Annotated in this window: 24 protein-coding genes; 7 read left to right on the top strand and 17 right to left on the bottom strand. The window is 67.6% G+C overall.

Annotated elements, in window-relative coordinates; all coding sequences use genetic code 11:
• Positions 1–226 precede the first annotated feature (226 nt).
• From MTE01_RS16085 to MTE01_RS16070, 4 genes are all read left to right on the top strand, one after another.
• Complete coding sequence (locus MTE01_RS16085) at positions 227–514, top strand: hypothetical protein (protein ID WP_141378363.1); 288 nt, start codon at positions 227–229, stop codon at positions 512–514.
• Between the two features lie 11 nt (positions 515–525).
• Positions 526–1,059 carry a hypothetical protein gene (locus MTE01_RS16080; protein ID WP_141378362.1) on the top strand — a complete coding sequence of 178 codons (534 nt, stop codon included), beginning with the start codon at positions 526–528 and terminating at the stop codon, positions 1,057–1,059.
• Between the two features lie 184 nt (positions 1,060–1,243).
• Positions 1,244–2,740, top strand: a complete 1,497-nt coding sequence (locus tag MTE01_RS16075; RefSeq protein WP_141378361.1) for a toll/interleukin-1 receptor domain-containing protein — start codon at positions 1,244–1,246, stop codon at positions 2,738–2,740.
• A gap of 419 nt (positions 2,741–3,159) precedes the next feature.
• The gene (locus tag MTE01_RS16070; protein ID WP_141378360.1) at positions 3,160–4,185 is read left to right on the top strand and encodes a DUF5677 domain-containing protein; all 1,026 of its coding nucleotides are present in this window, start codon (positions 3,160–3,162) and stop codon (positions 4,183–4,185) included.
• A 94-nt stretch (positions 4,186–4,279) separates the two neighbouring features.
• Here the strand turns inward: MTE01_RS16070 and MTE01_RS16065 are convergent, their stop codons facing one another.
• From MTE01_RS16065 to MTE01_RS16035, 7 genes are all read right to left on the bottom strand, one after another.
• Positions 4,280–5,236 (bottom strand): hypothetical protein, encoded by a 957-nt coding sequence (locus MTE01_RS16065; RefSeq protein WP_141378359.1) that lies wholly within the window; start codon positions 5,234–5,236, stop codon positions 4,280–4,282.
• 80 nt (positions 5,237–5,316) lie between these two features.
• On the bottom strand, positions 5,317–6,342 hold the full coding sequence (locus MTE01_RS16060) for a CU044_5270 family protein (protein WP_141378358.1): 1,026 nt from the start codon (positions 6,340–6,342) through the stop codon (positions 5,317–5,319).
• A complete protein-coding gene (locus MTE01_RS16055; protein WP_246078341.1) occupies positions 6,305–6,901 on the bottom strand; it encodes an RNA polymerase sigma factor in 597 nt (198 codons plus the stop codon). The genes MTE01_RS16060 and MTE01_RS16055 overlap by 38 nt, the downstream gene beginning before the upstream one ends.
• A gap of 87 nt (positions 6,902–6,988) precedes the next feature.
• Positions 6,989–9,013, bottom strand: a complete 2,025-nt coding sequence (locus tag MTE01_RS16050) for an ABC transporter ATP-binding protein/permease (protein WP_218026377.1) — start codon at positions 9,011–9,013, stop codon at positions 6,989–6,991.
• Entirely contained in the window at positions 8,994–9,965 is a 972-nt protein-coding gene (locus MTE01_RS16045; protein ID WP_170210732.1) for a peptidoglycan-binding domain-containing protein, read from the bottom strand. Before MTE01_RS16045 ends, MTE01_RS16050 begins: the two co-directional genes overlap by 20 nt.
• 380 nt (positions 9,966–10,345) lie before the next feature.
• Positions 10,346–11,320, bottom strand: a complete 975-nt coding sequence (locus MTE01_RS16040) for a hypothetical protein (protein ID WP_141378354.1) — start codon at positions 11,318–11,320, stop codon at positions 10,346–10,348.
• 51 nt (positions 11,321–11,371) lie between these two features.
• Positions 11,372–11,827: a peptidase inhibitor family I36 protein gene (locus MTE01_RS16035; RefSeq protein WP_141378353.1), complete on the bottom strand. Its 456-nt coding sequence runs from the start codon at positions 11,825–11,827 to the stop codon at positions 11,372–11,374.
• Positions 11,828–12,678: 851 nt separating this feature from the next.
• Here MTE01_RS16035 and MTE01_RS16030 point away from each other — a divergent pair.
• Positions 12,679–13,536 (top strand): PhzF family phenazine biosynthesis protein, encoded by an 858-nt coding sequence (locus MTE01_RS16030; protein ID WP_141378352.1) that lies wholly within the window; start codon positions 12,679–12,681, stop codon positions 13,534–13,536.
• 158 nt (positions 13,537–13,694) lie between these two features.
• Here MTE01_RS16030 and MTE01_RS16025 read toward each other — a convergent pair whose 3' ends face one another.
• From MTE01_RS16025 to MTE01_RS16010, 4 genes are read right to left on the bottom strand one after another with little or no spacing between them, the layout of a single operon-like run.
• Positions 13,695–14,051, bottom strand: a complete 357-nt coding sequence (locus tag MTE01_RS16025) for a DUF6188 family protein (protein ID WP_116238811.1) — start codon at positions 14,049–14,051, stop codon at positions 13,695–13,697.
• Positions 14,052–14,061: 10 nt separating this feature from the next.
• Positions 14,062–16,863, bottom strand: coding sequence for a molybdopterin-dependent oxidoreductase (locus MTE01_RS16020; protein ID WP_141378351.1), 2,802 nt, complete (start codon positions 16,861–16,863; stop codon positions 14,062–14,064).
• Complete coding sequence (locus MTE01_RS16015) at positions 16,860–17,693, bottom strand: FAD binding domain-containing protein (RefSeq protein ID WP_141378350.1); 834 nt, start codon at positions 17,691–17,693, stop codon at positions 16,860–16,862. The genes MTE01_RS16020 and MTE01_RS16015 overlap by 4 nt, the downstream gene beginning before the upstream one ends.
• 3 nt (positions 17,694–17,696) lie before the next feature.
• Positions 17,697–18,311: a pyridoxine/pyridoxamine 5'-phosphate oxidase gene (locus tag MTE01_RS16010; protein WP_141378349.1), complete on the bottom strand. Its 615-nt coding sequence runs from the start codon at positions 18,309–18,311 to the stop codon at positions 17,697–17,699.
• Positions 18,312–18,420: 109 nt separating this feature from the next.
• Between MTE01_RS16010 and MTE01_RS16005 the strand changes: the two genes are divergently transcribed.
• The gene (locus MTE01_RS16005) at positions 18,421–19,443 is read left to right on the top strand and encodes a methylenetetrahydrofolate reductase C-terminal domain-containing protein (protein WP_141378348.1); all 1,023 of its coding nucleotides are present in this window, start codon (positions 18,421–18,423) and stop codon (positions 19,441–19,443) included.
• Between the two features lie 145 nt (positions 19,444–19,588).
• On the opposite strand, the gene MTE01_RS16000 is transcribed toward MTE01_RS16005, so the two are convergent.
• Both MTE01_RS16000 and MTE01_RS15995 read right to left on the bottom strand, forming a co-directional pair.
• Positions 19,589–20,296 carry an SDR family NAD(P)-dependent oxidoreductase gene (locus MTE01_RS16000; protein ID WP_103206995.1) on the bottom strand — a complete coding sequence of 236 codons (708 nt, stop codon included), beginning with the start codon at positions 20,294–20,296 and terminating at the stop codon, positions 19,589–19,591.
• Between the two features lie 130 nt (positions 20,297–20,426).
• Positions 20,427–20,933, bottom strand: a complete 507-nt coding sequence (locus MTE01_RS15995) for a hypothetical protein (RefSeq protein ID WP_141378347.1) — start codon at positions 20,931–20,933, stop codon at positions 20,427–20,429.
• Between the two features lie 194 nt (positions 20,934–21,127).
• On the opposite strand from MTE01_RS15995, the gene MTE01_RS15990 reads away from it, so the two are divergent.
• The gene (locus MTE01_RS15990; RefSeq protein ID WP_170210731.1) at positions 21,128–22,078 is read left to right on the top strand and encodes an alpha/beta hydrolase; all 951 of its coding nucleotides are present in this window, start codon (positions 21,128–21,130) and stop codon (positions 22,076–22,078) included.
• Between the two features lie 64 nt (positions 22,079–22,142).
• Here MTE01_RS15990 and MTE01_RS15985 read toward each other — a convergent pair whose 3' ends face one another.
• The 4 genes from MTE01_RS15985 to MTE01_RS15970 form a co-directional block, all read right to left on the bottom strand.
• Entirely contained in the window at positions 22,143–23,477 is a 1,335-nt protein-coding gene (locus MTE01_RS15985; RefSeq protein ID WP_103206993.1) for an MFS transporter, read from the bottom strand.
• A gap of 385 nt (positions 23,478–23,862) precedes the next feature.
• Positions 23,863–24,540: a GntR family transcriptional regulator gene (locus MTE01_RS15980; RefSeq protein WP_103206992.1), complete on the bottom strand. Its 678-nt coding sequence runs from the start codon at positions 24,538–24,540 to the stop codon at positions 23,863–23,865.
• 82 nt (positions 24,541–24,622) lie between these two features.
• Positions 24,623–25,099, bottom strand: coding sequence for a ribose-5-phosphate isomerase (locus MTE01_RS15975; RefSeq protein ID WP_103206991.1), 477 nt, complete (start codon positions 25,097–25,099; stop codon positions 24,623–24,625).
• A complete protein-coding gene (locus MTE01_RS15970; RefSeq protein WP_141378345.1) occupies positions 25,096–26,859 on the bottom strand; it encodes a dihydroxyacetone kinase family protein in 1,764 nt (587 codons plus the stop codon). The genes MTE01_RS15975 and MTE01_RS15970 overlap by 4 nt, the downstream gene beginning before the upstream one ends.
• Positions 26,860–26,905: the final 46 nt, after the last annotated feature.

Below are 26,905 nucleotides of genomic sequence, written 5' to 3'. Positions count from 1 at the left end.
GGTGGTGTGTGCGTGTGTGGTGGTGGTGTGTGCGTGTGTGGTGGTGGTGTGTGCGTGTGTGGTGGTGGTGTGTGCGTGTGTGGTGGTGGTGTGTGTGGCTAGATGCGTAGTGGGTTCGTGTGCGTTTGTTTCCTGAAACAGCAGTCTAGCGCGAAACTACCCTAAGAAGGCAAGAGGGCGTTGCCCCATGGCCCCATTACCCACCTGCTGGTACGATAGATGAACTATGAAGCTCGAATATCACGATGACGCGGCGGATGCGCTCGACGACTATGAAGCCAACGACCCCGAGCTGTACAACGCGGCTGACGACGTCTTGGAGTTGCTCCAGAACGACGACACAAACCCGATCCTTCGCCGCCGCATGGTGCGCCCCCCGGCCGCGTACGTCGTTCAACTCCGCCTGACCCGGCCGCGGAGCCGCCCCTACTATCTCTTCTGGATCCCGGAGCAAGATCAGACGGTTGCGTTCATCAAGTACGTCGGCCCGGGCGATCGCCAGCTCTGGGCTTAAAGATGGCGGACATGCTCGATCTGCTTGTCCAGTGCCTGCTTGCCGTTCTCGCCCTTCTCGCGCTGTGCGTCAGCGTCACCGCCGTGGTGCCCGCTTTCCTCGGGCTGATGCACGCACGCACAGCGAACAAAGTCGCGGAGGGGGCGAATATCCTCGCCGCTCAGGCGAACACGATCGCGCTCAACGCCGACGATTTGTCGCGTCGCACTGAGGCGCGCGCGACCGAGCCGTACGACGTGGAATGGACCGTCGGATGGGTAGACGAACACCACCTGTTCATCGCCAACCAAGGACTTGATGTCGCGCACAACGTGAGATTCCGGATAGGTGGGCCTTGGGGGGCTGCTCGGAACGCTGGGCCCAAAACTCTCGAGCCCTGGGATGACTTCTCTGTGCCCTGTGAAGTCGCCCTCTCGCAGGGTGTGCTCGAAAGTGGCCAGGTCGAACTCCGCATCGTCTGGACTTCGCCCGCCGGCACGCCGCATCGAGAGTCCCTCACGTTCCCCGGGAAGATGGTGTTCCAACACCGGCGAGCGGTTGGCTGACATGCCTCTTTCTGACAGTGCCGTCAGTTCTCGGACAAGTTGACACACGTGGGGCCACGTAGTCCGTTGAGGGATTGTCTCGTGAGACGCCCGGACGCGCGGAACGTTTCGGGTTGGCACGTCTCAGCCGCTCCCGAGGGCAACTTGCTCGACTCAAAACCAGCGCACGCAGTACGTTAACTACGTGCCAGGGGACCACGTATTCATTTCGTACATCACCGAAGATTCCGATGCGATTGATGAACTGCAGGGCGCGCTGGAAGCGGCGGATTTCATCGTCTGGCGAGACAAAGACAAGCTGTGGCCGGGGGACGACTGGCAGGTCAAGATACGCGAAGCAATTCGTAGTGGGTCCTTCGTCTTCCTTGCGTGCTTTTCTAGCAACCTTGCGAAGAGACAGAAGTCCTACCAGTTCGAGGAATTGACTCTCGCCGCGGAGGAGTACAGACAGCGACCGCCAGGAGCAAGCTGGTTGATGACCGCCCGTCTTGACGAATGTGAGATCCCAAGCATCGACCTGGGAATGGGGCGCACACTCGATCGCACGATTCACCGTGCCGACCTCTTTGGCAAGGGGAAGCTAGCGCAGTCGGGACGCCTCATTGTTGCCATACAACGGGCCATCGGTAACACACCAGCTGCGCCGCCACCATCGGTAGTGCAAACTACCTCGGAAGCGCGCCGGGCTGACAGTGACGTCGTCGACCGGGTCAGGCAACTGCTTCGCGCTCCCAACCTTGTCATGGACTATGACGACTATCTCGCAGACCTACGCCGCCCCATCCTCGCGGGCTTACAGGACCGGGACAGGTTCCCTCTTTACCTGCCCTCGGTGAGCCGAATTGATCCCGATTTCGCTCGCGCGTGGATCAGGCGCATCGGTCAGTACGACGACCTTCTCGCCCCCATGCTTGTCCCGATGAAGCTGATCGCTATGTACGGCTCCCAGGACCACGAGCAGGAGCTCACGCGTACGCTTCAAACTCTTGCGAACGAGTCAATGCAGCGGGAGGGTCTCAGCGTTCTGACATCCGCACATGAGTACCCATCGCTTTTGCTCACCTACGCTGCCGCGCTCGGCGCGTTGGCCAAGCGGAATTACTCAATGCTGCGGGCTGCGACGGCAGACGCCCTAGTAAACAATCCCTCTGGGTACGGCCGTCAGGTGCCGTTTGTACTCACCAGCGGAAGCCAGAGCATCGTTGGCATCGACCAATGGCTAGGACTGGGGACCCTACTTTCTTACAATGACGAGGGAAAGTCTGTGTCTGACGAGGAGATGAACGATCTCCTGACGGCGCGAGGAGGTCGACGGTATACGCCGATCTCGGACCATCTGTTCTCCGTCTTGGCGCCAGTCTTCTCAGATCAGTTTTCAGGAGAGAGCGAGTACGCCGCGGCATTCGACCGTGTCGAGGTTCTACTAGACGCCATCTCGGAGGATGCAAGAGATCAGGGCGACGAGCCCTACTACGGATATCACGGCGGCTATGGGCGTTACACCTGGCGCCACCGTTATGAGAAGTCGGCCCCCGAGATGCAGCTGAAGGCGGAGGTCGAAGACCAGGGTTCAGGATGGACGCCCTTGCTCGGTGGGCTGTTCAGCGGCGATCCTGCGCGTGCGTCTAAGGCTTTCGACGAAGTCCATGCGATCGCAGCATCTGTGCGCCGGTCGCGCTAGTCAGACGGGTTCGCGCCACCCGGCCAGCGTTACCCGCTCTCGCGAGGAAGTGGCAGTTGCCCGTGCCGAGCGGTGAGGGTCGACCCGATAGTTGCCGAGGCGACTGTAGCGACGCCCGCAACAATGAGGGCGAGGGGGAGGCTTGCTGCGGCAGCGACCGCGCCGACAAGGATCGGTCCGCCGGCATCGCCGATCTCACGGCCGAGCTCTCGAGGTCTGGCGGGTCATCGTGATGCTAAACCCTGGTGCGGTAGCTGTCCGAACGGGGATTGTCTCAAGAGGCCGTCGGACCTGATTGAGAGAAGCAGAGTGCGATGGAGTCGGCCGTGGCGCACCCCATGACAAGCGGGGAGCCGAAGCGGTTTGCGGTGGACGTGCTAGCACCTGGCGAGCAGGCGGCTGGCCGGTAACATCCACATATGCCGTCGCCCGACTTTGAGTTTCACATCGGTGCCACTGATCCGATGGAGTCGAAACTCGCGCACGCCGGTTTTCTGGCGGCGCTCAGGGATGAACAAGCAAGCGCCGTCGCAGAGTCGTTGCAGGACAGGGATGCTCTGCGTGAAGAGATTTGGAAGCGTTACGGGCCTGCCATCGAGGAGCTGTATTTCCTTCGAGACAATGTGGCCGAGGCCGCCAACTGGGCCGCGCAAAAAATCGATGAATCCCTCGAGCAAACACCTGGCGACCAAGCTTTCTACCAATTCCACCTCGTTCAAAGGGGATTACTGGCCAGGTCGCTGCTGAGCCTCGGCGAAACGATTGCGATGATTGAAGCGGGCCACAGCGCTGGTGCGCTTGCCTGTCTGCGCACTATGTACGAAGTGCTAATCGTCTCTATCGTGATGGCCATCTACGGTCACCCCGACGCAGAGCACCCAGATCTTCCGGAGCGCTACCTCATGCATCGCGAGGCCTTCTACGGCCTCTTTGCGGCCGACTACCTCGGAGCTGGGTTGGGCGACCCTGACGACCCGCTGTTCGATGACGACGACCTGGGCCGCCTTGCCGTCATGCGGTCCGACCTGGTGACGCGATTCGGTAAAGACTTCGCCCGGGGGTGGGGATGGGCGGCACCTCTCTTCGACGGGAGACCTGCATCCATGACGGGGCTCGTGCAGAGAGTCGCCCCGCAGCTTGCGATCCTGTATTCGATGATGAGTGCACCCACCCACGCGGGATCTGACGGATGGCACAACCTGATCACCGAGGATGGCCTTGGAAGCCGCGAATTCAAGGCCTATCCGGACAGTGGATCGCTTGGTGCCCCCATCGAGCTGTCTACCGGCTTCGTTTTGTTGACGGCCGAGACTGTTGTTCCGCGATCCATCAAGTTCGAGGACGCACCGCCCGACCAAACGGGTGAAGCGTTCCTGACCGCAATTGCCGACAGTCGGCGGCGGGTGTCAGAGCATTTGTCATCTGTCCCGGACGATCCGCCGTGACAGTCCCCGATGACGCGCTGCGCCTGGCCGCGGACTGTACGTGGGTCCGAGTACGTCCGCCATCCGGGGCCCTCAGATGGGCATTCGGCGTAGCTCACTCTGTGTCAGTAGCGCTCGAATTCAACTCGACCGGTGCGTCAGTGATTTCGCGATGGATAGGTGGGAGGGTTTGGCCGGACAGCCAGACTCCTTCGTAGTGTGAACGCAGAGCACCCGTGCTCTCGCGTCCCAGCCTCGTAATGACGGTTAGCTGGGTCCCGCCCAGCGAAGTGCCTAGGGACAGCGCTTCGCCTCCCTGGTGTGGCAGTACCAGCCGGTCGTGCAGTTCTCGAGAGCCGCGCTCTGGGAACCGAAGCTCGACTCCGGGGCGTGCTCCTAGCGCAATCTGAAGCTTCGTGCGGCGTTCGGCGCGGGGTAGGCCTCCGGCACTGCCGTCAGTCGTCATCACTCGACGGACATTGGGAAGAGCGAGAAGGGCACTGAGGTCCTGCGCGCGAAGGTAGGGATCAATCACCAGCGCGCCAGGGACGTCGTTGATGCGAGTGAGGAGTTCGGCGTACGTGAACGGGTCGTCCAACCTTCCCACTACCTCAATAGGAGTAGATGGTGCGTTGGTGTCGTCATCGATGATCGCTGCGTTGAGAACGGCCGTCCCCGCACTGGAAAGTGTGACGCCACGCGCCGTCGAGATGAGCAGGCGAGCGTTGACCAGGTAGTCAACGGTGTCGACGGACATCGAGAAGATCACCGGATCAAAATCACCGAAATGCGTAGGCGCATTGACGAAGGCTTTCACCTCACTGCGGCTCGGCTGCATTCCCTGCTCGTTGAGTGTGCGAACGAACAGCAACGCCCTCAGTGATTTGGGGCCGAGGAGCGTGAGCATAAGTCGATAGTCGCACGCTCTGTTGGCGGCCTTGCTGTCGAGGAGGGCCGGTCCGCATTCCGTGCCGTAGCTCGGCGCGAGTGAGGCCCCCACCGAGCCGGCCGAAACAGACGAGACCACCGATTCCGATGTGTGCGGTTGGGGATGGTTCAGCGAGTCAGCCACAGGTGCGAACGTTTACGAGCAGTTGAGCGAGCCCCCGGACGGGGATGTGAGACGCTGCTCTGGAGAGCTGAGGGTACCGACTACGGTGCGGCATCCACCACGGTGCTGGTGACGGACGCCGATCCGCGGATCGTACCCGCGGGCATGTTGCCGGTGTCGGCCAAAACAACTTGACGTTCTCCGATGAATTGCCCGGTCGATGGGTCGATGATGATGTCTTGGCGGATGTTGCTGGCCCCCTCATCGCGGCCGATAGCAACGCCTGTTCTTCCGTCGAGCGTCGCCTGTTCCTCGGTGATTGTGACGGCTGGGATTGCCGCGGCCGCCGAGTAGAGAGCTGCGCGCAGATCGGCGGGGACTGTCCCTGTCCGGAGCAGGTCAGCAATCCATACGAGTGCTTCACCATCCGGTGAGGGCCCAGTTGTGCCGTTGAACTCATAGATCTTGGTGAGCAGTTGCTGCGGGTCGCGCGGCAGGGCCGCGTAGTCGGTGTTCACTTTCGTGCCGTCGTAGTAGCCCCACCCGTACGCACTGCCGTTCTCCGTTAGCCCTCCTTTGAACCGCGCGGTTTGGCTCGGGCCCGCCTCTACCGTCCCGGATGGGGTTGTATCGGGGAACCGGACCCAGACCCAGTCGTCCTTCCGATTAGCTGGGATGTAGAGATCCTGGCGAAAATTCTCTACGTCGCCAGTGGGAGACCCTTCCGTCAGATACATAGCCCGTGTTTTTACGAGCAAGAACTGTCCGGGAGCAACGCCCGGGTCGCTGAAGTTCAGCGTCGCCGCGGCAGCGGATTTGAGAACTGATGCGGCTGCTGGTTCTGCGCCGCCCTGCCACCCAGGGATTCCCACCAGATTGATCACGACCAGGGCAATCACCATCGCGGCAGCGCCCAGCACCGAAAAACCCGCCCATGCGGTGACCTGGCGCCGGTGTCGTGTCGAGGTGAGGGTGGATGCGGTATTGGTGTCGACTACCTTTCGCGGAGTCACCGGTCCTTGAGTCTCGATCAAATTGACCAAGGCGGTGCGTCCACGCGCGACCTCGTTCGGGGTTCGGTCGGGAATGTTAGTCCGTGCTCGGCGCAGCAGCGAGATTTCGTCCACGGTGCTCCTCCATTTCTCGGCCACGAGCCGGGTCGATTGCTTGTTGCAGTTTGCGGCGCGCGCGGTTCAATCTCGACCGCACGGTTCCGATGGGGATGCTCAACGCGCGGCTGATGCCCAGATAGTCAAGGTCCGCGAATGTGTGAAGCAGCAGCGCGTCGCGATCGCCGCTGGGCAGACGAGCGAGGGCTTTCCCGAGCTTGCGCACGGCGCCGGTTGCGTCCAGGCGCGAGTCGGCCTCATCGAACTGGTCGACGTCGATCTGCGCGAGGTCAGAGGCGAGCATTCCTTTCCAGGCTTTCGCCTCCTCGCGAACGTGTCGGCGCATGAGCGTCGTAGCTATCCCCAGAAGCCACGAACGCGCGTCGTCTCCCACGAAGTCGTCTCGCCGCGAAAATGCCACCATGAACGTCTCTGACGTGATGTCGTCGGCCCATGTCTGTCCAAGCCGACGCGCGGTGTATCGATAGACCACGCGTTCGTGGCGGTCATAGACCTCAACGAACGCAGCTCGGTCTGTGAGCGAGCGGGTGATGATCTCGCCGTCTGAAACGTTCACAATCTGTATTGTCCGATCGGTCGCTAGGAGTTCACGCGAATCTCGCTGGCAGAGCTTCATAGTCGAGCGGTCGTACTGTGCTGCGTGTCACTGTCGGAGGGTGTCGGCGGGTCGAATCCGGACGGCCCGGGCAACGGCAGTTGTGCCGCCCAGGATACCGATCACTATCCCAGCGACGACGGCGAGCGGACCGAGGCGGATGTCAAAGACCGGAGTCCATTGCTGCGTGAGGGTGATGACGAGAACTGCGACGAACCCGAGGGCGAGACCCACTGCTCCACCGACAGCGCCGACGTACGCGGACTCTGCTGCGAGCAGCCAGGCTACGTGACGGCTGCGCGCGCCGAGGGCTTTGCGCATGCCGATCTCACCACGGCGAGCGGTGACTGCTAACAGCATCGCATTGGTGAGGGCAGCAACAGCTACCACGATCGCGAGTATCGAGAACGCAATGAGCGTGGTCTGGACGCCCTGTTCGATTTTGACTCGCAGCCCCTTGGCGTCACTGGGGGCCTGAACACTCACGGTTTCGGGTGAGTAAGGGTTGACCGCAATGGGTACCTGCCGTGCAACCTGCTGAGCCGCGCCAGCCGCTGTCAGCAGCACCGCTCTAGTCGTTTTCGGATTCACAAATCCAGGGGTGTTCTCAGGTACGAGGAGCTCGCCTTGGAGCTGGGGCAGCCGCGGTGATTGCTCGATGATCCCGACGACTTGGAAGGACGTGCGGTTAATTGTGACGACGGGGCCGCGCTCCAACGGACCGAGCTCAAGAAGCTGAGCGAGTTGGACACCAATCAGTACCTCGCCCGGTTTCACATTCTGATCGGTGCGCCAGGAAGGGTACCGAACGGTGAGCCGAGCTGCGGTCTGAATATCGCCGGAGTAGCTGTGGGGTTGCACCACACGAGCTCCTGCGACCCCAGCAACAGTCACTGGGTCGAAGTCCTGAACACCGGCGGCGGCGTCCACGCCCGCGAGCTGGTTTGTTTGCGCCGGTATGTCGGCGAGTTCAGCCGCCGTCGATGTGGGGCCGTTGTTCCAGGTGGCGGTCACCTCGCGATTGAGCTGCGCGTCGAAGACCGACGAGACTTGCGCGCCGGCTGACGTAGAGATCCCCAGCGTAGTTAGCGTCAACGCGACAGCGATCGATACCGCGAGGCACAGCGATAGTGTCTGCGCAGGGCGCGAGCGCACCGATCGCCATGCATCCCGAAGGATGTCTCGCATCTGTACTCGCTGGCGTGACCGTGTTCCAGCGGGCCTCATCCGCGCCGCAACCCCAGCGACGAATCCACTCGGCTGATCGGTAACTCGGTGATCCGCAGGGCGCTGGGCGGTGTGCGACGGGACCCCATCGCCAGCAAAGGAGCCGTTCGTCCTCGCTGCTGTTGCTGCTGTGTCGAATGGCTCTCGTACTGTCTCGGATACGAGCCGGCCGTCTTGTATGCGCAACTGACGATCAGCGGCCGCAGCAACGTCCGCGGAATGGGTCACGACGATTACGGTCGCGCCGGCCTCCTTTAGTGCTTTCAATTCGGAGAGGATTGTCTGCGCGTTCTCGCTATCGAGGTTCCCGGTTGGTTCGTCGGCGAGAACTATGCGGGCATCCGACGCGATGGCCCGTGCGATTGCTGCCCGTTGCTGTTGCCCCCCAGACAGATGGGACGCTCTCTCATTTGCTCGTTCTCCAAGCCCCACTCGCGCCAGCGCGGCTCGTGCTGGTCGATCCCGGGCTGTTACTCCCCGGTAGATCAGCCCCAGCTCAACGCTGTCGAGGACCGGCCTGCTTGGCAGTAGATGGAACGCTTGGAAGATGAACGCAAAAGCGGTGCTGCGTACACGTGCCGTGACTGCGCCCTCGCGGGAAGGCATTGGTACACCGTCGAGCAGATAGTCACCTTTGTCGGGATAGTCAAGCAGCCCGAGCACATTGAGCAGGGTGGACTTTCCACCGCCAGACGGTCCGACGATCGCCACGAACTCGCCTTGCCTGATTCTCAAGCTGACGTTATCGAGAGCCAATACCTCCGGTGCGTGTGCCGATGCATACCGCCGAGAAACATTTCGCAGCTCCAGCGCGGGCGGTCGCCCCTCACCCGACCCGGACGTCATCGCCCTTGGACAGCGTCCCGGCATCCTCCGCCGCGACCGCGGTCATTCCTCGCAGCGAGCCAGCCACGGTCACTGCCACTTCGGCAAGCGAACCGTCCGTCTGTCGCTTCACGACGACGCCGCGGCCTTCTCCACGGCCGACAACCGCGGTCGTAGGAACTATCAAAAATTCTCCGGAAACGACGGCGTTCAACACTTGAACCGTGACCGTTTCTCCCCGTTCGGCTCCTAGAGCATCGGATTCATTCTTCGGAGCCACCCTGAGCACACTGGGCCGAGCGCCTCCGTTCTCATCTGGCGCCTGCGCATCAACGGCCTCGACGACCGCATCCACCTGACCAGATTTCGAGACCACCGTCACTACGTCACCCGCCGCGACTCCTGCCGCGTCAGCCTCGGGCAACTCGACCCGTACAACCAGTGTGTTTGCACCAAGCGTCAGGTCGGTAGCCTTGTCGCCGCCAACCTGTGCTCCTATCACGGGGGCGGTGATAACGACCCCAGGAAGTGATGGAAGGGCCATCAGCTCACTAACGGGAACGAATGCATCGACCACCGGCGCCGGCGGTTCCACCGCTGCGCCAGTAGTGGAATCCGATGTTCCCGCGTTGCTGGACGAGTTTGAAGACTCCGATGTGTCGGAGCGGCTGGATGAGTTCGAGGAGCTCGAGGTTCCCGAGCCGCTGGACGAGTTCGAAGAGTTCGACGTTCCATTCGCGCTGGGTCTTTGCCGAGTCGGAGCCGGATACCCCGCATCCTTATACCAACGTGCGACAGCACGGGCGGTTTGAGCGCCGTACCTCTCGTCGATGCCATTCAAGTAGCCGCGGGTCACCAAGGCCTCTTGCAGGACTCGGACATCCGCGCCTTCGTCCCCGAAGCCGATGTCGCGAAAGAAGGGGAAAGGCGACGCGACGACGAAGACCGGTCTTGTGTTTACTTCGGTCAGCACATCCCCAGAGTCGATGGTGCTTCCAACGGAGGGCGGCCTGCCTGTTACTACGCTACGGACCGCGTCCGGCGCAGCCGGCAAAGCAAATCCCGTCTCACTTCTGTAGGCAACTACTCCCGGGTAAGAACGCTTGTCAGCGAGGACACCGCTTGTGACGGCAGCGAACACTGGCTGCGGCGGCGGCGCGGAAGCATTCGCCTCCCGCTGCGCCGGTGACTGAAAGATGGAAGCCAGCGACCATGTCGCCGCCACTAACAAGACGGCACCGCCAACTGCGCCGCCAATCAGCAGGCGTCTCCTCCACGGACGTCCGCGCCCCGAATCGCGCGGATCCCCGCCGACCTCTTTTTCGTCTCGGTCACTTCCCGAGCGTAGAAGAATCACGCCCTCGGAGCATTCGCGGCGATGATCGCTCGCACGTCACGTTCGCGACTTTCGACCGAGTCTCGTACGCGATCCAAGTTCGCTCGATCACGTTCGATTGCCTCTGACTGCAAAGTCCACTCCGTCTCGTACAGCGCCGCCGAGTATCCACTGGAGTCGAGGCAATCGGCGTACGCCACCGCTACCTCTACCTCGCGGGCTGATGGCTCGATGGTTTTGAACGGAGGGGCAGAACCGAGTTCAGTCAGCAACTCGGAGCTAGGAAATTCGCTTGGGCTCGCTGGGATCTGTCCGAAGCCCAGCGGTTGCATGCAAGACCGCCAGAGGTCGGCCGCCTGCTGCACCTGAGGGCTCAGAGACGCTTCGCTCTGGATTTGGCTGATGAGGTCGGTGACCAGAACAGAGTCATCAAAGCTCGACACGGGGTGCTCCTTGCGGATCCCCTCCAGACAGGTGTCGAAAGCCTCCTGGAAACCCGGCTCGCTCGGCTCATACGTCACAAACGCTTCCCAGAGCTCGGAGCTCTTTGAGGGCGCGAGATTTGTGCGAAAGCCGTACTTCTGCGCAATCTCGAGGTCGAACAGCCGGCGACCCGCTTGATTGAAGACGGGCGAGGTGGGCTCTTCGATGTCTTGCCACGGCACCGGCCACTTGATGTTCTCATTGCTAAGGCAGGAGGCCAGGAGCAGCTGCTCCGCATAGTTATCAAGGTTGCTGAATTCTGGCGCGAACTCGTCTAGCGGCAACGACCATTGGGCAATGTTGCGCGTTTCGGTGGACGATGAACCTGGGGCGGTGGAGCTCGTGATATTTCCGCCCTGCCAGGTGGCACCCGGATCGGTGAGTCCTGCTGACTCCGTCTCCGGGGTGCACCCGGCGGCCATCATCACGCCCGTACACACCACGGCGAGGATGACTGACTTTTTTGCACGACGGTCTTGCGTATTGTCGTTAGCGCGACGATTCGTCACTCGATTCAATCTCCGTCGTAACTACTGCTCACTCTCCGGCGCACTTGCTCTTTACACACACTTGGCGCTGGTGGGGTTGTTGAGGCAGAACCGGAAGCCGGCCGAAGTCGCCCGGTCGCTTGCGTTCCCCAGGTTATCTCTGCCGAACTTGATGGGCAGGTAAGACAGCTGTCCCTGGAAGTTCAGGTTATCGAAAATGAAGCTGGCCTCGGTGTTGCCGTTGTTGTACCAGGACGAGACGTTGTCGTTGACAGTCCCGTTGAAGGACCACTGGTAGTTACGTAGATCGTTGGCACCGTTCGTGTAGACGAAGTAGATCCAGTCGACGCCGCCCGTCGTGTAGTTGATGTCCTTCCAAAGGCAGGTCTGGCCCGAAGGACAACCGCCCGGGGCGGCCATCGCCGGCGTCGCCACCGCGACTACGCTCGCCACAGCCAGTGCCGCAGTTGCGGCTGCTCCGGCGATGAACCGTCGAAAAGGCTTACGAGTGGCTTTCTTATCGAACATTGCGGTCCCCCCAGTTAGGTCATAAGTGTTACATCAAAGCTTCGAAGCTTCGGTGTTCACCGTAGTGGGTTCGGCGACCGTCGTGCGAACGAGGTGGGCCAGGGGGAAGGGGAAGAGTCCATTCAGAACTCACGAAGTCGCACACATCGACGCGTCGACGTCACGCGCCCCCTGTCTCAGAAGCTGTCCGGATAGGGATCGCTAGATGAGACATCCGGCTGTGCCTCATGACCGTGGTCAGCTGGTGGCTGACGGCATCTCAAGTGGGGTGTGCGAAACGGATCTCACTTGGGGTTGTGTAAGTGAGAGTCACTCTGTTTGAGAGCGAGCGATCAGCGGTAGACCGTGGCTCGGGACATGCCCAGTGCTCGGAAGACCTGCGCGGCGGTCTGGCCTGCGTCGACCAGGGCGGATCTGGCTGTCGGTGATGCATTGGGGGAGTCCGCCGAGCTTTTGGCCGGCTGCTCGTCTTTCAGCGATGAAGTCGGACGGCAAGCTCAAGGCTTTCCCGGGAGCCGGCAACGTCGTCCCGGGCGAGGCGCACTTCTCTCGACCTGCGCGGGGACTTCGACGACGCGCGCTATCACGCGTGGGACGAGATCTCGCATGAGCTCGAGGCCAGCGTGGGTCGTCGCGCGCTCCATTGGACGGCCCGCGAGGCGCACAGCACCCCGAGGCCGTGCTGCACCTGGGGGCCGAGCCGCGCTGAGTTCCGCGTCGAGCGTGATTCCCGGGCGGTCGCGACCGCTGTCGTAGCCCGCCCGTGCGCATGCCGCGCGGGCGCCCGGTGCAGGCCACGAGAACGCGGGTGGCCCCCTCGGTCATCGGGCGCCCTGCGGAAGAATCGAGTCATGACCCCCACCCCTGACGTCCTCGAACTCCTCGCTTTCGCCGCCGAGCCCGGCGGCGGCAATCCCGCGGGTGTGGTCCTGGATGCCGTGGGTCTCAGCGACGCGGAGATGCGGCGGATCGCGGCCGACCTGGGGCATCCCGAGACCGCGTTCGTGGGCGCCCGCGAGGGGCGCCGCGTCGCCGTGCGCTACTTCTCGCCTGACGATGAGGTGCCGTTCTGCGGGCACGCGACCGTCGCGACCGCCGTCGCGCTCGCCGAGGTCGAGGGGCCGGGGTCGTTCGTGTTCGACACCCCCGCCGGGGTCGTCGAAGTGACGACCGAGCGCGGAGCAGAGGGGCGTGTGACGGCCGGATTCACGAGCGTCGAGCCGTACGTCGTCGACCTCGAAGCAGACGTCGCCGACCGCCTGCTCAGCCTTCTCGGGCTCTCTCACGCGGACCTCGACGAGCGGATGCCGCTGGCCCAATCGTTCGCGGGCAACCTGCACCCGGTCGTCGCCGTGCGGGAGCAGCACACGTTCGATTCCTTCACGTTCGCGCCCGCACCCGTGCGCGCTCTGCTCGACGAGCGCGGATGGAAGGGCACGATCATCGTCGTCCATGTCGACGCTGCGATCGCCGACGGCGTGGTGATCGAGGCGAGGAATCTCTTCCCGGTGGCCGACATCACCGAGGACCCCGCGACGGGCTCCGCGGCGGCGTCGCTCGGCGCGTATCTGCGCGACCGCGTCGGCCTCCCGGCTCCGTTCGGGTTCACCGTCCGGCAGGGCCGGCACATCGGTCGACCGAGCGTGCTGGACGTCGAGGTTCCGGCATCCGGTGGCATCGTCGTGCGGGGCTCGGCGACGCCCCTCTGAGCCGCGCCGGCGGGTCGTGCCCTCCCCGGAAACGGGAGGGCGCGGCAGGGGCCACCCCGCGGACGGGGCTGCCACTCACATGACGGCCGACACGCTCTGCAACCGCATGGGGCGCGACTCGGACCGCGACCGAACCGACCCGGTGCCGGGGCCTCCGCTCACATGATCCAGATGCGCTCGCCGTGGTGCACGTCGAAGCACTCGTACGGGCCAAGGTCGTCGATCGCCCGCACGATCGTGCCGTTCTCGAACGTCAACGCGAGGCTCGAGGGCGCGTCGACCCGCACCGCCGTCACGGTCAGCGCGAGCAGGTCGAGCAGCGGCGCCGCGAGAGCGCGGGAGTCTTCGGCGGATCTCTCGTCGCCGCCCGGGACGGTCACGGCGAGCGGCCCCTCGACGTCGAGGCCCACGCCTTCGTCGAAGAACAGCGACACCTTGTAGCGGCCGAAGGTCACGGCATCCAGCCGTCGCCCCTCGAAGAAGTCGAACGTCTCGTCCGCGGGAATGCCGTACACAGCGGTCAGCCTAGGCGGCGTCACCGCCGGCCAGCCGCCACACGCGGTCGCGCGAGAACGGCAGCTCGTACCCGCGTCGCCCGAGCGCGCGCGACACGGCGTTGCCGATCGCGGCTCCCACGGGGTTGTACGGCGACTCGCTCATCGACTTCGCGCCGAACGGACCCAGGGTGTCGTCGGTCTCGGCGAAGTACACCTCGGTGTCGGGCACGTCGGCGAACTGCGGCACGCGGTACGTGCGGAACACCGGGTTCTGCACGACGCCGTCCTCGAGGTAAACCTCTTCGTAGAGCGCCCCGCCCAGGGCCTGAGCCGCTCCGCCCTCGATCTGCCCGCGGCACTGCGCAGGGTTGATGACGACTCCGGCATCCGCCGACTGAATGGACTGCAGCACCTTCACCGTCCCCGTCTCGGGGTCGACCGCGACGCGCACGGCGTGCACGTTGAACGCGAGCGAACGGAAATCGCCGAACTCCGCGCCGTCCGCGGTGAGCTCTCCCGCGCCCCCGGCCTCGACGATCCGCGCCCACGGGACGACCTCACCTCCGGATCGGATTCCGGATGCCACGATCTCGGCCTCCGCGGCATTGCTCTGCGTGAGGTCGGCGGCGAGGGCGAGCATCCGCCGCTTCAGCGCGAGGCAGGCGCCGTAGAGCGCCTTGCCGGCGACCACCGTTCCCGCCGAGGCGAACGCTCCGGTGTCGTGGCGCACCGCGTCGGTGTCGGCGGCCCATAGCTCGAGCCGCTCCGGGGCCGCGTCGAGCACGGTCGCGGCGATCTGCCGGTGCACGGTCGAGGTGCCGTTGCCGAACTCCGCCGTACCCACGCGCAGCAGGTACGTGCCGTCGGGGCGCAGGGTCGCGCTCGTGTGGGCGATGTGCCCGCGTGGCGCCATGGTCGCGATCATCGCGGCGGCCATGCCCTCGCCGACGAGCCAGCCCGCCGGGGCCTCGGCGCCGTTGCCGCGCCGCAGCGCCTCCTGCGCGAGGTCGAGGCACTGGTCGAGACCGTAGCTGCCCCAGATGAGATCTTCCTCGTGGGGCTCCTCGCCGTCGTCGGGGTGCAGGGAGTCGCCCTCTCGGACGGCGTTGATGCGGCGCAGGTCGAAGGGGTCGATGTCGAGCGCTTCCGCGAGGGCGTCCATCGCGGACTCGACCGCGAAGACCACCTGCCCGAGCCCGTACCCGCGGAACGCTCCCGACGGCGGGTTGTTCGTGTAGACCGCCTCGGCGTCGATCCACTTCACCGGGACCCGGTACAGCGTCGTCGATTCGGCGCACGAGTGGAAGAGCACGCCGATGGCATGGTTGCCGTAGGCCCCGGTGTCGCTCAGCACGTCGATCTTCATCGCGGTGAGGGTGCCGTCGGCATCCGCTCCCAGCGTCGTCTTCACTCGCATCGGATGCCGGAGCGACGCCCGTACGAACTGATCGGTGCGCGAGAACTCGTAGGCGACGGGCCTGCCGAGCTTGAGCACGGCGAGAGCGGTGAGGTCTTCGGTGAACAGCTCCTGCTTGCCGCCGAAGCCGCCGCCGACGCGCGTCGCGTACACGCGGACGCGATCGCGCTCCAGGCCGAACACGTGCGCGAGTTCGTCGCGCGCGAGGAACGGCACCTGGGTCGACGAGCGGATCACCAGGCGCCCCTCGTCGTCGAGCCAGCCGATGGCGCCGTGCGTCTCGAGGGCCGCGTGCGTGACGCGCGACGACCTCCACTCGCCGGTCACGGTGGTGTGGCTGGCATCCAGGGCGGCCTCGATGTCGCCGCCGTGGCCCACGTGGAACCCGGCCACGACGTTGCGGCCGGCCTCCATCACGCGTTCGTCGGGTGTGCGTTCGGCATGCAGCAGGGGAGCACCGGGCTGACGCGCCTGCTCGGGGTCGAAGACCGCGGGCAGCACCTCGTACTCGACGGCGATCGCTCGGCATCCGGCATCCGCGGCTTCCGCCGTCTCGCCGACGACGGCGACGACCCGCTGACCCACGTGCCGCACGACGTCGTCGAGCATGCGCGTGTCGTCGGGGTCGTCGGTGCGGTGCTCGTGCCGCCCGGTCGAATACCGCACGGCGGGGACGTCTTCGTGGGTGAAGACGGCGACGACCCCGGGGATCGCCCGCGCCGCCGCGGTGTCGATCGAGACCACGCGGGCATGCGCGTGCGGCGACGTCACGACGCGCAGCACGAGCGGCGGACCGCCGGGCACGGGCTCGTCGAAGGTGAAGGGCTCGCGTCCCTGGACGAGGCGCCGCGCGGCCTCGGGAACGACCGAGGTGCCGACGCGTCCGGCCGGGGAGGGTCCGGATGCCGCGGTCTCGCCGTGCCCCTCGCACGACGCGCCGCACGAGGGGTCGGGGGTTCGCGCCCCCGTCTCGCGCACCGGCCCGAGCACCGACTGGCGGATGGCCTCGCGGATCGGGCGGTACCCGGTGCAGCGGCAGAGGTTGCCCTTCATGCGGCGGTCGAGGTCGGGCAGGTCGTCGGCGGTGAGGGTGGATGCCGTGACGCTCATGCCCGGCGTGCAGAACCCGCACTGGAAGCCGAAGCCGGTCGCCAAGGCCTCCTGCACGGGATGCAACTCGTCGCCGGGGGCGAGGCCCGCGGCGGTGGTGATCGCGCGGCCCTCGAGCCGCATCGCGGGGATGATGCACGAGTGGGTGGGTGTGCCGTCGAGGAGCACGGAGCACGCGCCGCAGTCGCCCGCGTCGCAGCCCTTCTTGACCTCGACGTGGCCGGCCTCGCGCAGCAGCGTGCGGGCACTCTGACCGGGGCGGGGGTCGACCTCGACGGGGGAGCCGTTGACCTCGAACCTCACGCGACGCCTTCCTGCAGCTCGCGCGCGAAGCGCGCGCGCAGTCGTTCCGCGAGCACGACGCTGACGCCCCGACGCCAGTCCGCGCTTCCCAGGGGGTCGGTGTAGAAATCGCTCGCGGCGGCCACGGCATCCCGCAGCTCTCCCGCCCCGGGCACCTGCGGAAAGCGCAGCACGCGGGGCCGGCGCACCGCCGCCGTCACGACGAAGACGGCGGTGCCGTCGGGGTCGACGCGGGCCGTGACGACGGCCCCTGACCGGCCGAGCTCCGCGAGCGCGATCTTCTGCAGCCCGACCCGCGCCTGCAGCGCGCGGGCCGGAACGTCGAGGGCGCGCACGATCTCACCGGGGTTCAGGGAGGTCGCGGCATTGTCGACCACCAGGTCCGCCACGGCGATCCGGCGTTCTCCGCCGTCGGGCGTCCAGACCACGGCCGTGGCATCAAGGGTCGACAAGAGCGCGATCATGGCGCCGGCAGCGAATGCCTGACACACGTTGCCGCCGACGGTGGCGGTGTTCCAGATCTTGAACGAGGCCAGCAGCGCGTCTGCGGCGGGGCGCGCGAGAGCGAGGGAGGTCCAGGCGGTGGGGGCCTCGTGCTCGACCCACGCGAGGAGCCGTGCGATGGTGCACGTGGCGCTGATGCGCAGGCCCTCGTCGGTGACCTCGAGGTCGCGCCAGTCCAGGGTCGTGAGGTCGACGAACCCCGTGGTGCCGGGCTGGGGCTCGCTCATGATCCAGGTGCCGCCGGCGATCACGACCTCACCCGTCGCGAGGGCGAGGTCGGCGCGCGTGCGCGCGGCGCGGTATGAGGTGACGGTCGTGATGTCCATGTCTCAGCCCGCCAGGATCCGGCCCGACCAGCGGCCGTCGGCGAGCGTGTAGTGCTGGCGCGTGCTCTGACCGATCGGGTCGCCGCGCCAGAACGTCAGCGTCACCGGGCGCAGCCGGAACCCGACCCACCGCTCGGGCGGGTCGAGCGCGGGGTGGGCGTCGGAGAACTCCGCCCACAGGTGGTGCCGCGCGTCGACCGGAAGGTGGGCGTTCTCGTGCGTGTTCAGCCACGCGAGCAGCTGCAGGTAACGGGATCGCTCCCGGTAGACGGCCGCCGCCTCGGCGGCGCTCACCTGCTCGACGATTCCGCGCACGACGAGCTGGCGGCCGACCTCGGGCCACGCCACGGCCATCGCCGCGACCGGGTTGGCGGCGATCTCGGCGGCCTTCGTGCTCGCAGAGTCGGTGTGGAAGTAGACGCCCGTGGCATCCCGGTCGCTGATCAACACGTGCCGGAGCGAAGGGATGCCGTCGAGCCCGACGGTCGAGAGAGCGGCGAGGGGGCGCAGTTCCCCCTCGTGGGGCGGGAGCCACTGCTGGACGAGCTCCAGAGGATCGTCGACGAGCGCGTCGATGTCGTCGACGTCGGTACCGAACGTGGTGCCGGCCGTGATCATGGCCACCTCCGTGGGCTGCAGCGGGTAGGCCCGAGCGTAGGCAGCCCGCGTTTCGGCGATGTTGCCGCCATGAACATTCGTCGAAACACGCGCTTCCTACACTCCGGTCATGACCCTGCTGCCTCTTATCGACGCGTGCCCCAAGCGCATGGAGTACGGCCCCTGCGGCGGGGTCGGCTTCGACGGCTCGTGCGAGATCGACGCTGCCCATCGCTGCGCCTTCCTCGACCGGCCGACCGTCGCGTGGACGGGCGTCGATCGGTCCGAGCGTCCGGCCCCGGCGCCCCGCACGGCCGCTGCCGAGGCCACCCTCGCCGCCCTCGGCACCCGCCCCTGGGTGGTGGCCGACCTTCCTGCCCGCGCGCTCAGCGTCGCCTCGATCGACGCGTGCGCGGACGTGCTCTCGGGACCGGTGGATGCCGTTCTCGCCGGCGACGCGGGAAGCGCGCGGGTGCAGTTCCCTCCGGCGTATCGCGCGCATCTGCTGCAGCGGCGCGGCCTGCGCGTGTGGACCGGCCTGAACATGCGCGACCGCAACCGGGTGGCGATCGAGGGGGAGCTCGCCGCCCTCGCGGTCGAGGGGGTGGCGGGTGTGCACTGCGTCACCGGCGACCACACCCGCACCGGCCACCGGCCCGATGCCGCCCCCGTCTTCGACCTCGACTCCACCGAGGCCGCCGCCCTCGCCCGGGCCGCCGGACACGTCGTGTCGGTCGCCGCCTCTCCCGCCGCGCCGCCCGTCGAGCGCCGCGCCGCTCGCCTGCGCGAGAAGCTGCGCGCCGGCGCCGACGTCTGCTTCGTGAACCACGCCGGCGGGGCGGCGCCCGTGCGCCGGTTCATCGACGAGGTGGGCGAGGGCGTCCGCTTCATCCCCTGCGTCCCCGTCGTGGTCGACCACGCGTCGGCCGACCTGCTGGAGTCGTTCACCACGCTGGTGCTGCCCGAGGGGTTCCTCGATCGCGTACGGTCCGCCCGCGACCCGCGCGCGGAGGGGATCGCCCTGGCCGTCGCGCTCGCCGAGGAGATGCTCGCGCTGCCCGGCGTCGTCGGGGTGAACCTGTCGGGCGGGCGTGACGGCGCCGAGGAATCGTTCGCCGAGGCGATGGCGGAGGTGGCGCGGCGGCTGCGATGACGGCCCTACCGTGGGTCGCGGCGGGCCATACTCCTGAGATTCCGCCGGTCGGGTGCCGCGGCGCGCCGATTCCCCGCGGCTCGAGCCGGCGCGGCTGACGTTTCTCAGGAGTTCCGCCCGGCTCGGGCGCGGCCACGCGCCCGCGTCAGTGCATGATCATCCCGCCCGTGACGTTGATCGCCTGGCCGGTGAGATAGCCGCCCGCCGGCGACGCGAGGAAGTGCGTCACCCCCGCCACGTCCTCGGGCGCGCCCAGTCGCCCGAGCGGCGACTTCGCGCTCCATGTGCGCACGTCGTCGTCGGAGCGGGTGTCGGCGCCCATGTCGGTGAGCACGTATCCGGGGCACACGGCGTTGACGCGCACACCGTGGCATCCCCACTCCTGTGCCCCCGCGCGCGTGAGCGCGACGACCGCGGCCTTCGATGCGGCGTAATGTCCCTCGCCGCCGCCGCCCTGTTTGGCGGCCATGCTCGCGATGTTGACGATCGAGCCGGCGCGCGCCTCGAGCATGACCGGCGCGACGGCCTGCATCGTCACCAGCGTCGCGCGGGCGTTGATGTCGAGCACGAGGTCCCAGTCGTCGACGGTGATGTCGAGGAGCGAGACGTGCTGGAACACCCCGGCGCAGTTGACGAGCACATCGATCCCCCCGAGCGCGGCGATCGCCTCACCCACCGCGCGGCGGGTGTCGAGGGGATCTCGCAGGTCGACGGAGAAGAAGAGGGATGCCGGCTCAGCGGCGGGAGCGCGACGATCGAGAACCGCGACCCGCGCACCGTCCGTCACGAACCTCTCCACGATCGCGGCGCCGATACCGCCGGATCCTCCCGTGACGATCACGCGCTGAGACATGAGGCTCCTTCCGGGGGGCGTCGGGTCGCCCTCGGCCGCACGGTACGCCCGTCGGTGATCGAGACGACGACGCCGCTGTTTCGGCGACGTAACGGGGCGGGCGGTGAGCGACGTCGTCGGGAGCCACCGCTCAGGGCGCGGTCGACGCCGCGAGCAGACCCCAGACGAGGGCCGCGTCGACCTCGATCCGCGCATCGGTCCCGCGCGAGCGCCACGCGTCGCGGTCGAAGACGTAGGCGCGCTCGACCTCGAGCACATAGAGCCGTTTGCGCGGGATGCCGGCGATCGCGGCGACCTCCGCCGCAAGGCCGGAGGCATCGACCGCATCGCGCGGCAGCCGTGCCGAGAGGACGTCGTGCACCGCTGCCCCGCCCACCTCGCGCGCGCGGAAGGCGAACTGCACCCCGTCGGCGTCGGAGACATCCGCCGAGGAGTCGTACACGACCCCCGACGCCACTCCCGCGGAGACGATCGCGCGCGCGTGCCGCGACTCTCGATCGGATTCGACGTAGAGGCCGCCCGGCAGCAGCCGGTACTGCGCGGCGGCGGTCCATGGCCCTTCGGCGTCGGCCGTTCCGATCACGACGAAGCGCTCCGCGGCGAGGATCCCGGCGGCGCGCTGTTCCGGCGAAGGCATGACGCCATCGTGCGGGAGCTGGACGACGCCCGTGTTTCGGCGGCGTGAAAGATGGTCGTCCGCGCCGGGTCGGCGGCATCCCTCGCTCTACGCTCGACTCACCGCCGCCCGCCGCCTTCCCGTCGAGTGTCCAGAATACGCCGCCACGGAAGAGCCCGCGCGGCGTGTTCTGGACACTCGACAGAAGGGCACCCGTGGCCGACGCCGTGCACCCCGCGATCACCGACCTCGCCGTGCGCGCTCATCTCGAGCGCCTCGCCGCCCGGGCGGGCACGATCCCCTCCGGAGCGACGGATGCCGAGGGCGACGACGCCGCGCGCCTCTCGGAGCTGCGGGCGAACCCGTCGTGGGTCCGCGTGCCCGACGACGACAGCCTCGAATCGATCGACCTCGAGGCCGAGGGCCTGGCCCTGCGCCTGTACCGCCCGCGCGCCGAACACCGCGGAACCCTGGTGTTCGCCCACGGCGGCGGATGGGTCGCCGGAAACCTCGACAACAACGACGCCCTGTGCCGCGCGCTCGCGGTCGCCACCGGCACGCAGGTGCTCAGCGTCGACTACCGCCTCGCGCCCGAGCATCCCTTCCCGGCCGGCCTCGACGACCTCGACCGCGCGCTGCGCTTCGCCGCGACGGGGGCGGACGGACTCATCGACCCCGCGCTCCTCGGCGTCGCCGGGCACAGCGCGGGCGGCAACCTCGCGGCCGCGCTCGCATTGCGTGCGCGGGACGGCCGGGCTCCCGGCATCCGGTGTCAGGTGCTGCTGTGCCCGGTGCTCGACGCGCCCGATCCGACCCGTCCGAGCTATCGCGCCCACACCGACGACCTGCCGCTGACCGCGCGCGGCATGCAGTGGTACTGGGGGCTGTACGTCCCGGATGCCGTGGGCGCGGTGCCCGTCGGGGCGGCCCCGTTGCGTGCCCCCGACGTGGCCGGATCCGCACCCGCCGTGATCGTCGCCGCGGCGGTGGACCCGCTGTCGGACGAGGCGGAGGAGTACGCGGAACGACTCTTGGCCTCCGACGTCCCGACGACGTTCGTGCGCCGCGAGGGCGTGCCGCACCTCTTCCTGGTGTTCCCCTCGACGCCCGCGCGCGACGAGGTGCTCGCGCAGATCGGGCCGGCCGTGCGGGCGGCGTTCGTGTGACCCCCGGAGACGCCGGATGCCACGAACCCGGCGGGGTCCGTGGCATCCGGCGTCTCGAAGGGGGTCAGGCTCCGACGAGCTCGCGCTTGGCCTCCGCCTCGGCGACGTCGTCGGCCTCTCGGCGGCGGCGGCCGTTCGTCTCGGGAGTGAGGACGGCGGCGATGAGGCCGACCAGGCCGTAGAAGCTGAAGAGCACCGCCGGGCCCACCCACCCGAAGGCCTGGAAGAGGCTCACGGCCCAGAAGGCCGTGAAGCCCGACACGACCGCGGAGAGCTGATAGGCCAGCGAGGCACCCGAGGATCGCGTGCCGGTGTTGAACAGCTCGGGGAACCAGGACGCCTGCGTTCCGGCGAGGGAGTTCTGGCAGATCGCGAAGCTGAAGACGAACACCGCGACGATGAGCGGGAACACCCCGGTATTGGCGAGGAGGAACAGGGGGATGCCGGACAGCAGGATCATCGTCGTGCCGAAGACGTAGACGGGCTTGCGGCCGATGCGATCGGTGAGCCATCCCCAGAACAGTGTCGCGGGGAAGCCGACGAGTGCGGCGACGACGATCGCGAGGATGGTCTGCGACGGGTCGGCGAGCTGGTTGCTCTTGAGGTACGACGACATGTAGGTGATGGCGATCGCGTACCCGGCGGTCTCGGCGATGCGCATGCAGAAGGCGCGCAGCAGGTTCTGCCAGTCGGAGCGCAGGACGCTGAGGAGGGGGTTCTTCTCGATCTTGCCCTCCTCCTTGATCTCCTCGAATTCGGGCGACTCCTCCACCTTCAAGCGGATGTAGAGACCGGCGAACACCAGCAGGGCGGAGAGCAGGAAGGGCGTGCGCCACTTCCAGTCGTCGGGCAGTCCCGAGCTGGCGAAGAACGCCAGGTTGGCCAGCAGCAGCCCCAGCGGGAAGCCCGCCTGCGGCAGAGCGCCGAACGCACCCTTGCGGCGCCAGGGGGCGTGCTCGTACGTCATGAGGATCGCGCCGCCCCACTCGGCGCCGAACGCGAGGCCCTGGATGATGCGGGTCACCACGAGCAGGATGGGAGCGGCGACACCGACCGTGGCGTAGGTGGGCAGGATGCCGATTGCGAACGTCGCGAGGCCCATGATGAGAAGCGAGGCGATCAGCACCGGCTTGCGGCCGATCTTGTCGCCGAGGTAGCCGCCGATGATGCCGCCGATGGGGCGGGCGGCGAAGCCGACGCCGAGCGTCGCGAACGACAGCAGGGTGCCCGTAAGGGGATCGGCGTCGGGGAAGAACGCCGTTCCGAAGTACAGGGCTGCGGCGGTGCCGTAACCGATGAAGTCGTAGTTCTCGATGGTCGTGCCGACGGTGCTGCCGGCGGCAACGCGCCAGCGGTGGGGAGTGCCGAGCACCGGGGTCGACGTCGTGGCCTGTGCCATGGGTCTTCCTATCTTCTTCGATAGCCTCCGCGTGCTCCATCGATGGAGACCGGCGGGCTGAACGCTCTGGGTTCGATTGTTAACAATGCAACAGTAGGACCCTGGGCGCAACACCTCACGGACATTTTTTCCGGATGCCACTGTCCGCGGTCGCCGCGGGCGGGTGGCCGTGTGCCGTCGTGCGGAGTCGGGTGCCGCCGCATCCGTTCCGGGCGGCTGTGCGCGGCGTGTCGCCCGCGCGCTCCGCTGGACGGCGTGCCGCAGAGACGCCCGAGGGCCCCGCCCCGCCGGATGCCGCGCACCGCACTCCGCAGGACGGCGGGCCGACGAGGGGCAGGGGTTATCGCTTCGACGATCGGGCGGTCGTCGGGTCAGCGCGAGGGAATCAGGCCTCGACGCGGTCGAGCAGGCGCTCGACGGCGGCATCCATGTGTCCGCGCAGGAACCGACGCGCGGCGTCGGGGTCGCCCTCGACGAGGATGTCGACGAGGGGCATGTGCCGGTCGATCGACATGTTCGCCACCGCCACGTCGAGTCCGCCGCTGGTCAGCGCCGCGCGGGCGAGCCCGGCGACCCGCTGCCACGACTGCAGCAGCGTGGCATTGCCGCTCAGCTCGCACAGCGTCTCGTGGAAGGCGAGGTCGGCGCGCACGCGCGCGGCGAACTCCTCGGCGGCGTTCAGCGTGTCGAGGCGCTCACGCAGCACGGCCGCCGCGTCGGAACGGTCGTCGAAGGCGCAGATCTCCTCGCACGCGAGCGACTCGAGCGCGTAGCGCACGTCGAAGATCTCGCGGATGTCGGCGGCCGACACCACCCGCACCGACAGGCGTCCGCGCGAATCGGCGGCGAGCAGGCCCTCCTGCTGCAGGTGGCGCAGAGCCTCGCGCAGCGTGCCGCGAGACACTCCGAGCGAGTCAGCCAGCTCGATCTCGCCCAGGTGCGTGCCGGGGGCCAGCTCACCCGACGACACTGCGTCGCGCAGTCGCGTGAGGATCTGCTCGCGCAGCGTGTTGCGGCTCACACTGCCGAGACCGCGCAGCGCGCTCGAGGGGGAGGTCGGCATGGAGACCAACCTAGTCGCCGCTGCCGCGAGGGGCGTCACCAGGCGCCCGCCGCCCGCAGCCGGGACCGACGGGCGCGGCTCCTCACGCGGCTCCGGGTGCTTCGTACCCGCAGATCGCCGCGACCTTCTCGGCCGACGCCGACGACGGGTCGAAGCGGTACGTGAGCCACTCCCGCACGAGACGGCGCGCGAGCTCGAGTCCGATCACGCGCTGGCCCATGCACAGCACCTGCGCGTCGTTGGAGAGCACGGCGCGCTCGACCGAGAACGAGTCGTGCGCGGTGACGGCCCGGATGCCGGGCACCTTGTTCGCCGCGATCGCGACGCCCAGGCCCGTGCCGCAGATGAGCAGCGCGCGGTCGGCGCGGCCGTCGGCGACCATGCGGGCCGCGTCCACCGCGATGTGCGGATACGCGGTGTGGCCGTCGGCATCCACTCCCACGTCGACGACGTCGACGACGAGATCGGATGCCGCGAGGTCGGCCTTGAGGGCCTCTTTGTAGTCGTAGCCGGCGTCGTCGCAGCCGATGACGAGGCGGAGGGGTTCGAGCGCGGTCATGAGTGTCCTTCCAGGATGAGCGGGAGCGCCGGGGTGGAGTCCCCGAGCGCGAGGTCGGTGAGGGCGGCGACGGCCAGCGCGAGCGAGACGGCGCCCGCGTCGGGGGTGCCGACGCTGCGTTCGGCGAGGGGACGGGCGCGGCCGAGGCGCGGCGTGAGGGCGGCGGTGGCGCCGGCCGCCGTGATCGCGGTGGCGCGGGCGGAGCGGAGGGTCGCGGCATCCGCGGGTCCGTCCGTGAGGGCGTCGGACCAGGGCAGCAGCACGTCGACCATGGTCTTGTCGCCGAGGGTCGCGCCGCCTGTTCCGGTGATGGCGTCGCGTCCCGCGAGGAGGGCAGTGACTAGGCGCGCGGTGTCGGCGGACTCGCTGTCGCCGAGAGACGCGCCGACGGCACGCAGGGCTCCCCCCCACAGGGCTCCCGACGTACCGCCGGCGACGTCCGACCAGGCGGTGCCGGCGCGGGAGAGCAGGGTTCCGGCCCCGGCTCCGCGCTCGGCGGCGGCTCGTGCGGCGTCGAGCGCCGCGCGAGTTCCGCGCTCCATGCCGATCCCGTGATCGCCGTCTCCGGCGACCGCGTCGATCCGGCCGAGCTCCGCGGCATGGGTGACCATCGTGGTGTGCAGCGTCTCGAGCGCGCGCAGCACCCCCGCGGCCAGGTTCTGGGCCTCGGGGGTCCCGGGCTCGATCTCCGCGCCCGAGACGACGGCGCGTCGGCGCAACTCGTCGCGGGCGTCGGCGTCCAGCTGCGCGGCGGGCCGGGCGCTGCCCTTGCGGTAGCCGGGCGTGAGGCTGGGCGAGGTCCACCGGCGCTCGAGCTCGTCGTCGAGCCAGACGAGCGTGAGCGAGATGCCCGCCATGTCGAGGCTCGTGCACAGCTCGCCGATGTCGGGGCTCACGACGGTGACGCCCGCGGCATCCAGCAGCTGCGATACGCGGCGCCACACGACGAAGAGCTCTTCGTACTTGACCGTGCCGAGACCGTTGAGCAGCGCGGTGACGCGCTGGCCGCGGGCCCGGTCGACGCCGTCGGGGAGCTCGTCGAGAAGCCGGTCGACGAGCATCGCGGCGAGGTCGTCGGCCGAGGCGATCGGCACGTCCTTCACGCCCGGTTCGCCGTGGATGCCGAGCCCCAGCGACATCATCCCCTCGGGGACGCGGAAGAGCGGCCCGTCGGCGCCGGGCAGCGTGCAGCCGTCGAAGGCGACGCCGAAGGTGCGCGTGCGGCCGTTCGCGTGGCGCCCCGCCGCGACGACCTCGTCGAGGGGGAGACCCTCGTCGGCGGCCGCGCCGAGCACCTTGAAGACGACGAGGTCGCCGGCGATGCCGCGACGCTTGTCGATCTGGTCGCGGGGGGCGCTGGCGACGTCGTCGGTGACGAGCACGATGCGCGCGTCGATCCCCTCGTCTGCGAGGCGCGTAGCCGCTTCGCCGAAGTGCAGGACGTCGCCGGCGTAGTTGCCGAAGGTGAAGATCACGCCCTGCCCGCGATCGGCGGCGCGGCCGACCGCGACCGCCTGCGAGGCCGAGGGTGAGGAGAAGATGTTGCCCACGACGGCGCCGTGCGCGAGGCCCGTGCCGACGAGGCCGCAGAACGCGGGGTAGTGGCCCGAGCCGCCGCCGGCGAGGACGGCGACGCTGTCGTAGGCGGTGCTGCGCACGACGCCGCCGGGCACGGGGGCGACCATGTCGGGGTAGGCGGCGGCGAATCCCTCGAGCATCTCGGCGGGGAAATCGGCCGGGTCATTGAACAGTCGGGTCATCGTCGACCTCCGGTGAGGAGCGGTGGAACACGTTCAGTGTTTGAAT

This window comes from Microbacterium testaceum (assembly GCF_006539145.1).
GTDB lineage: Bacteria > Actinomycetota > Actinomycetes > Actinomycetales > Microbacteriaceae > Microbacterium > Microbacterium testaceum.
This window is presented reverse-complemented; position numbering and strand designations above follow the sequence as displayed.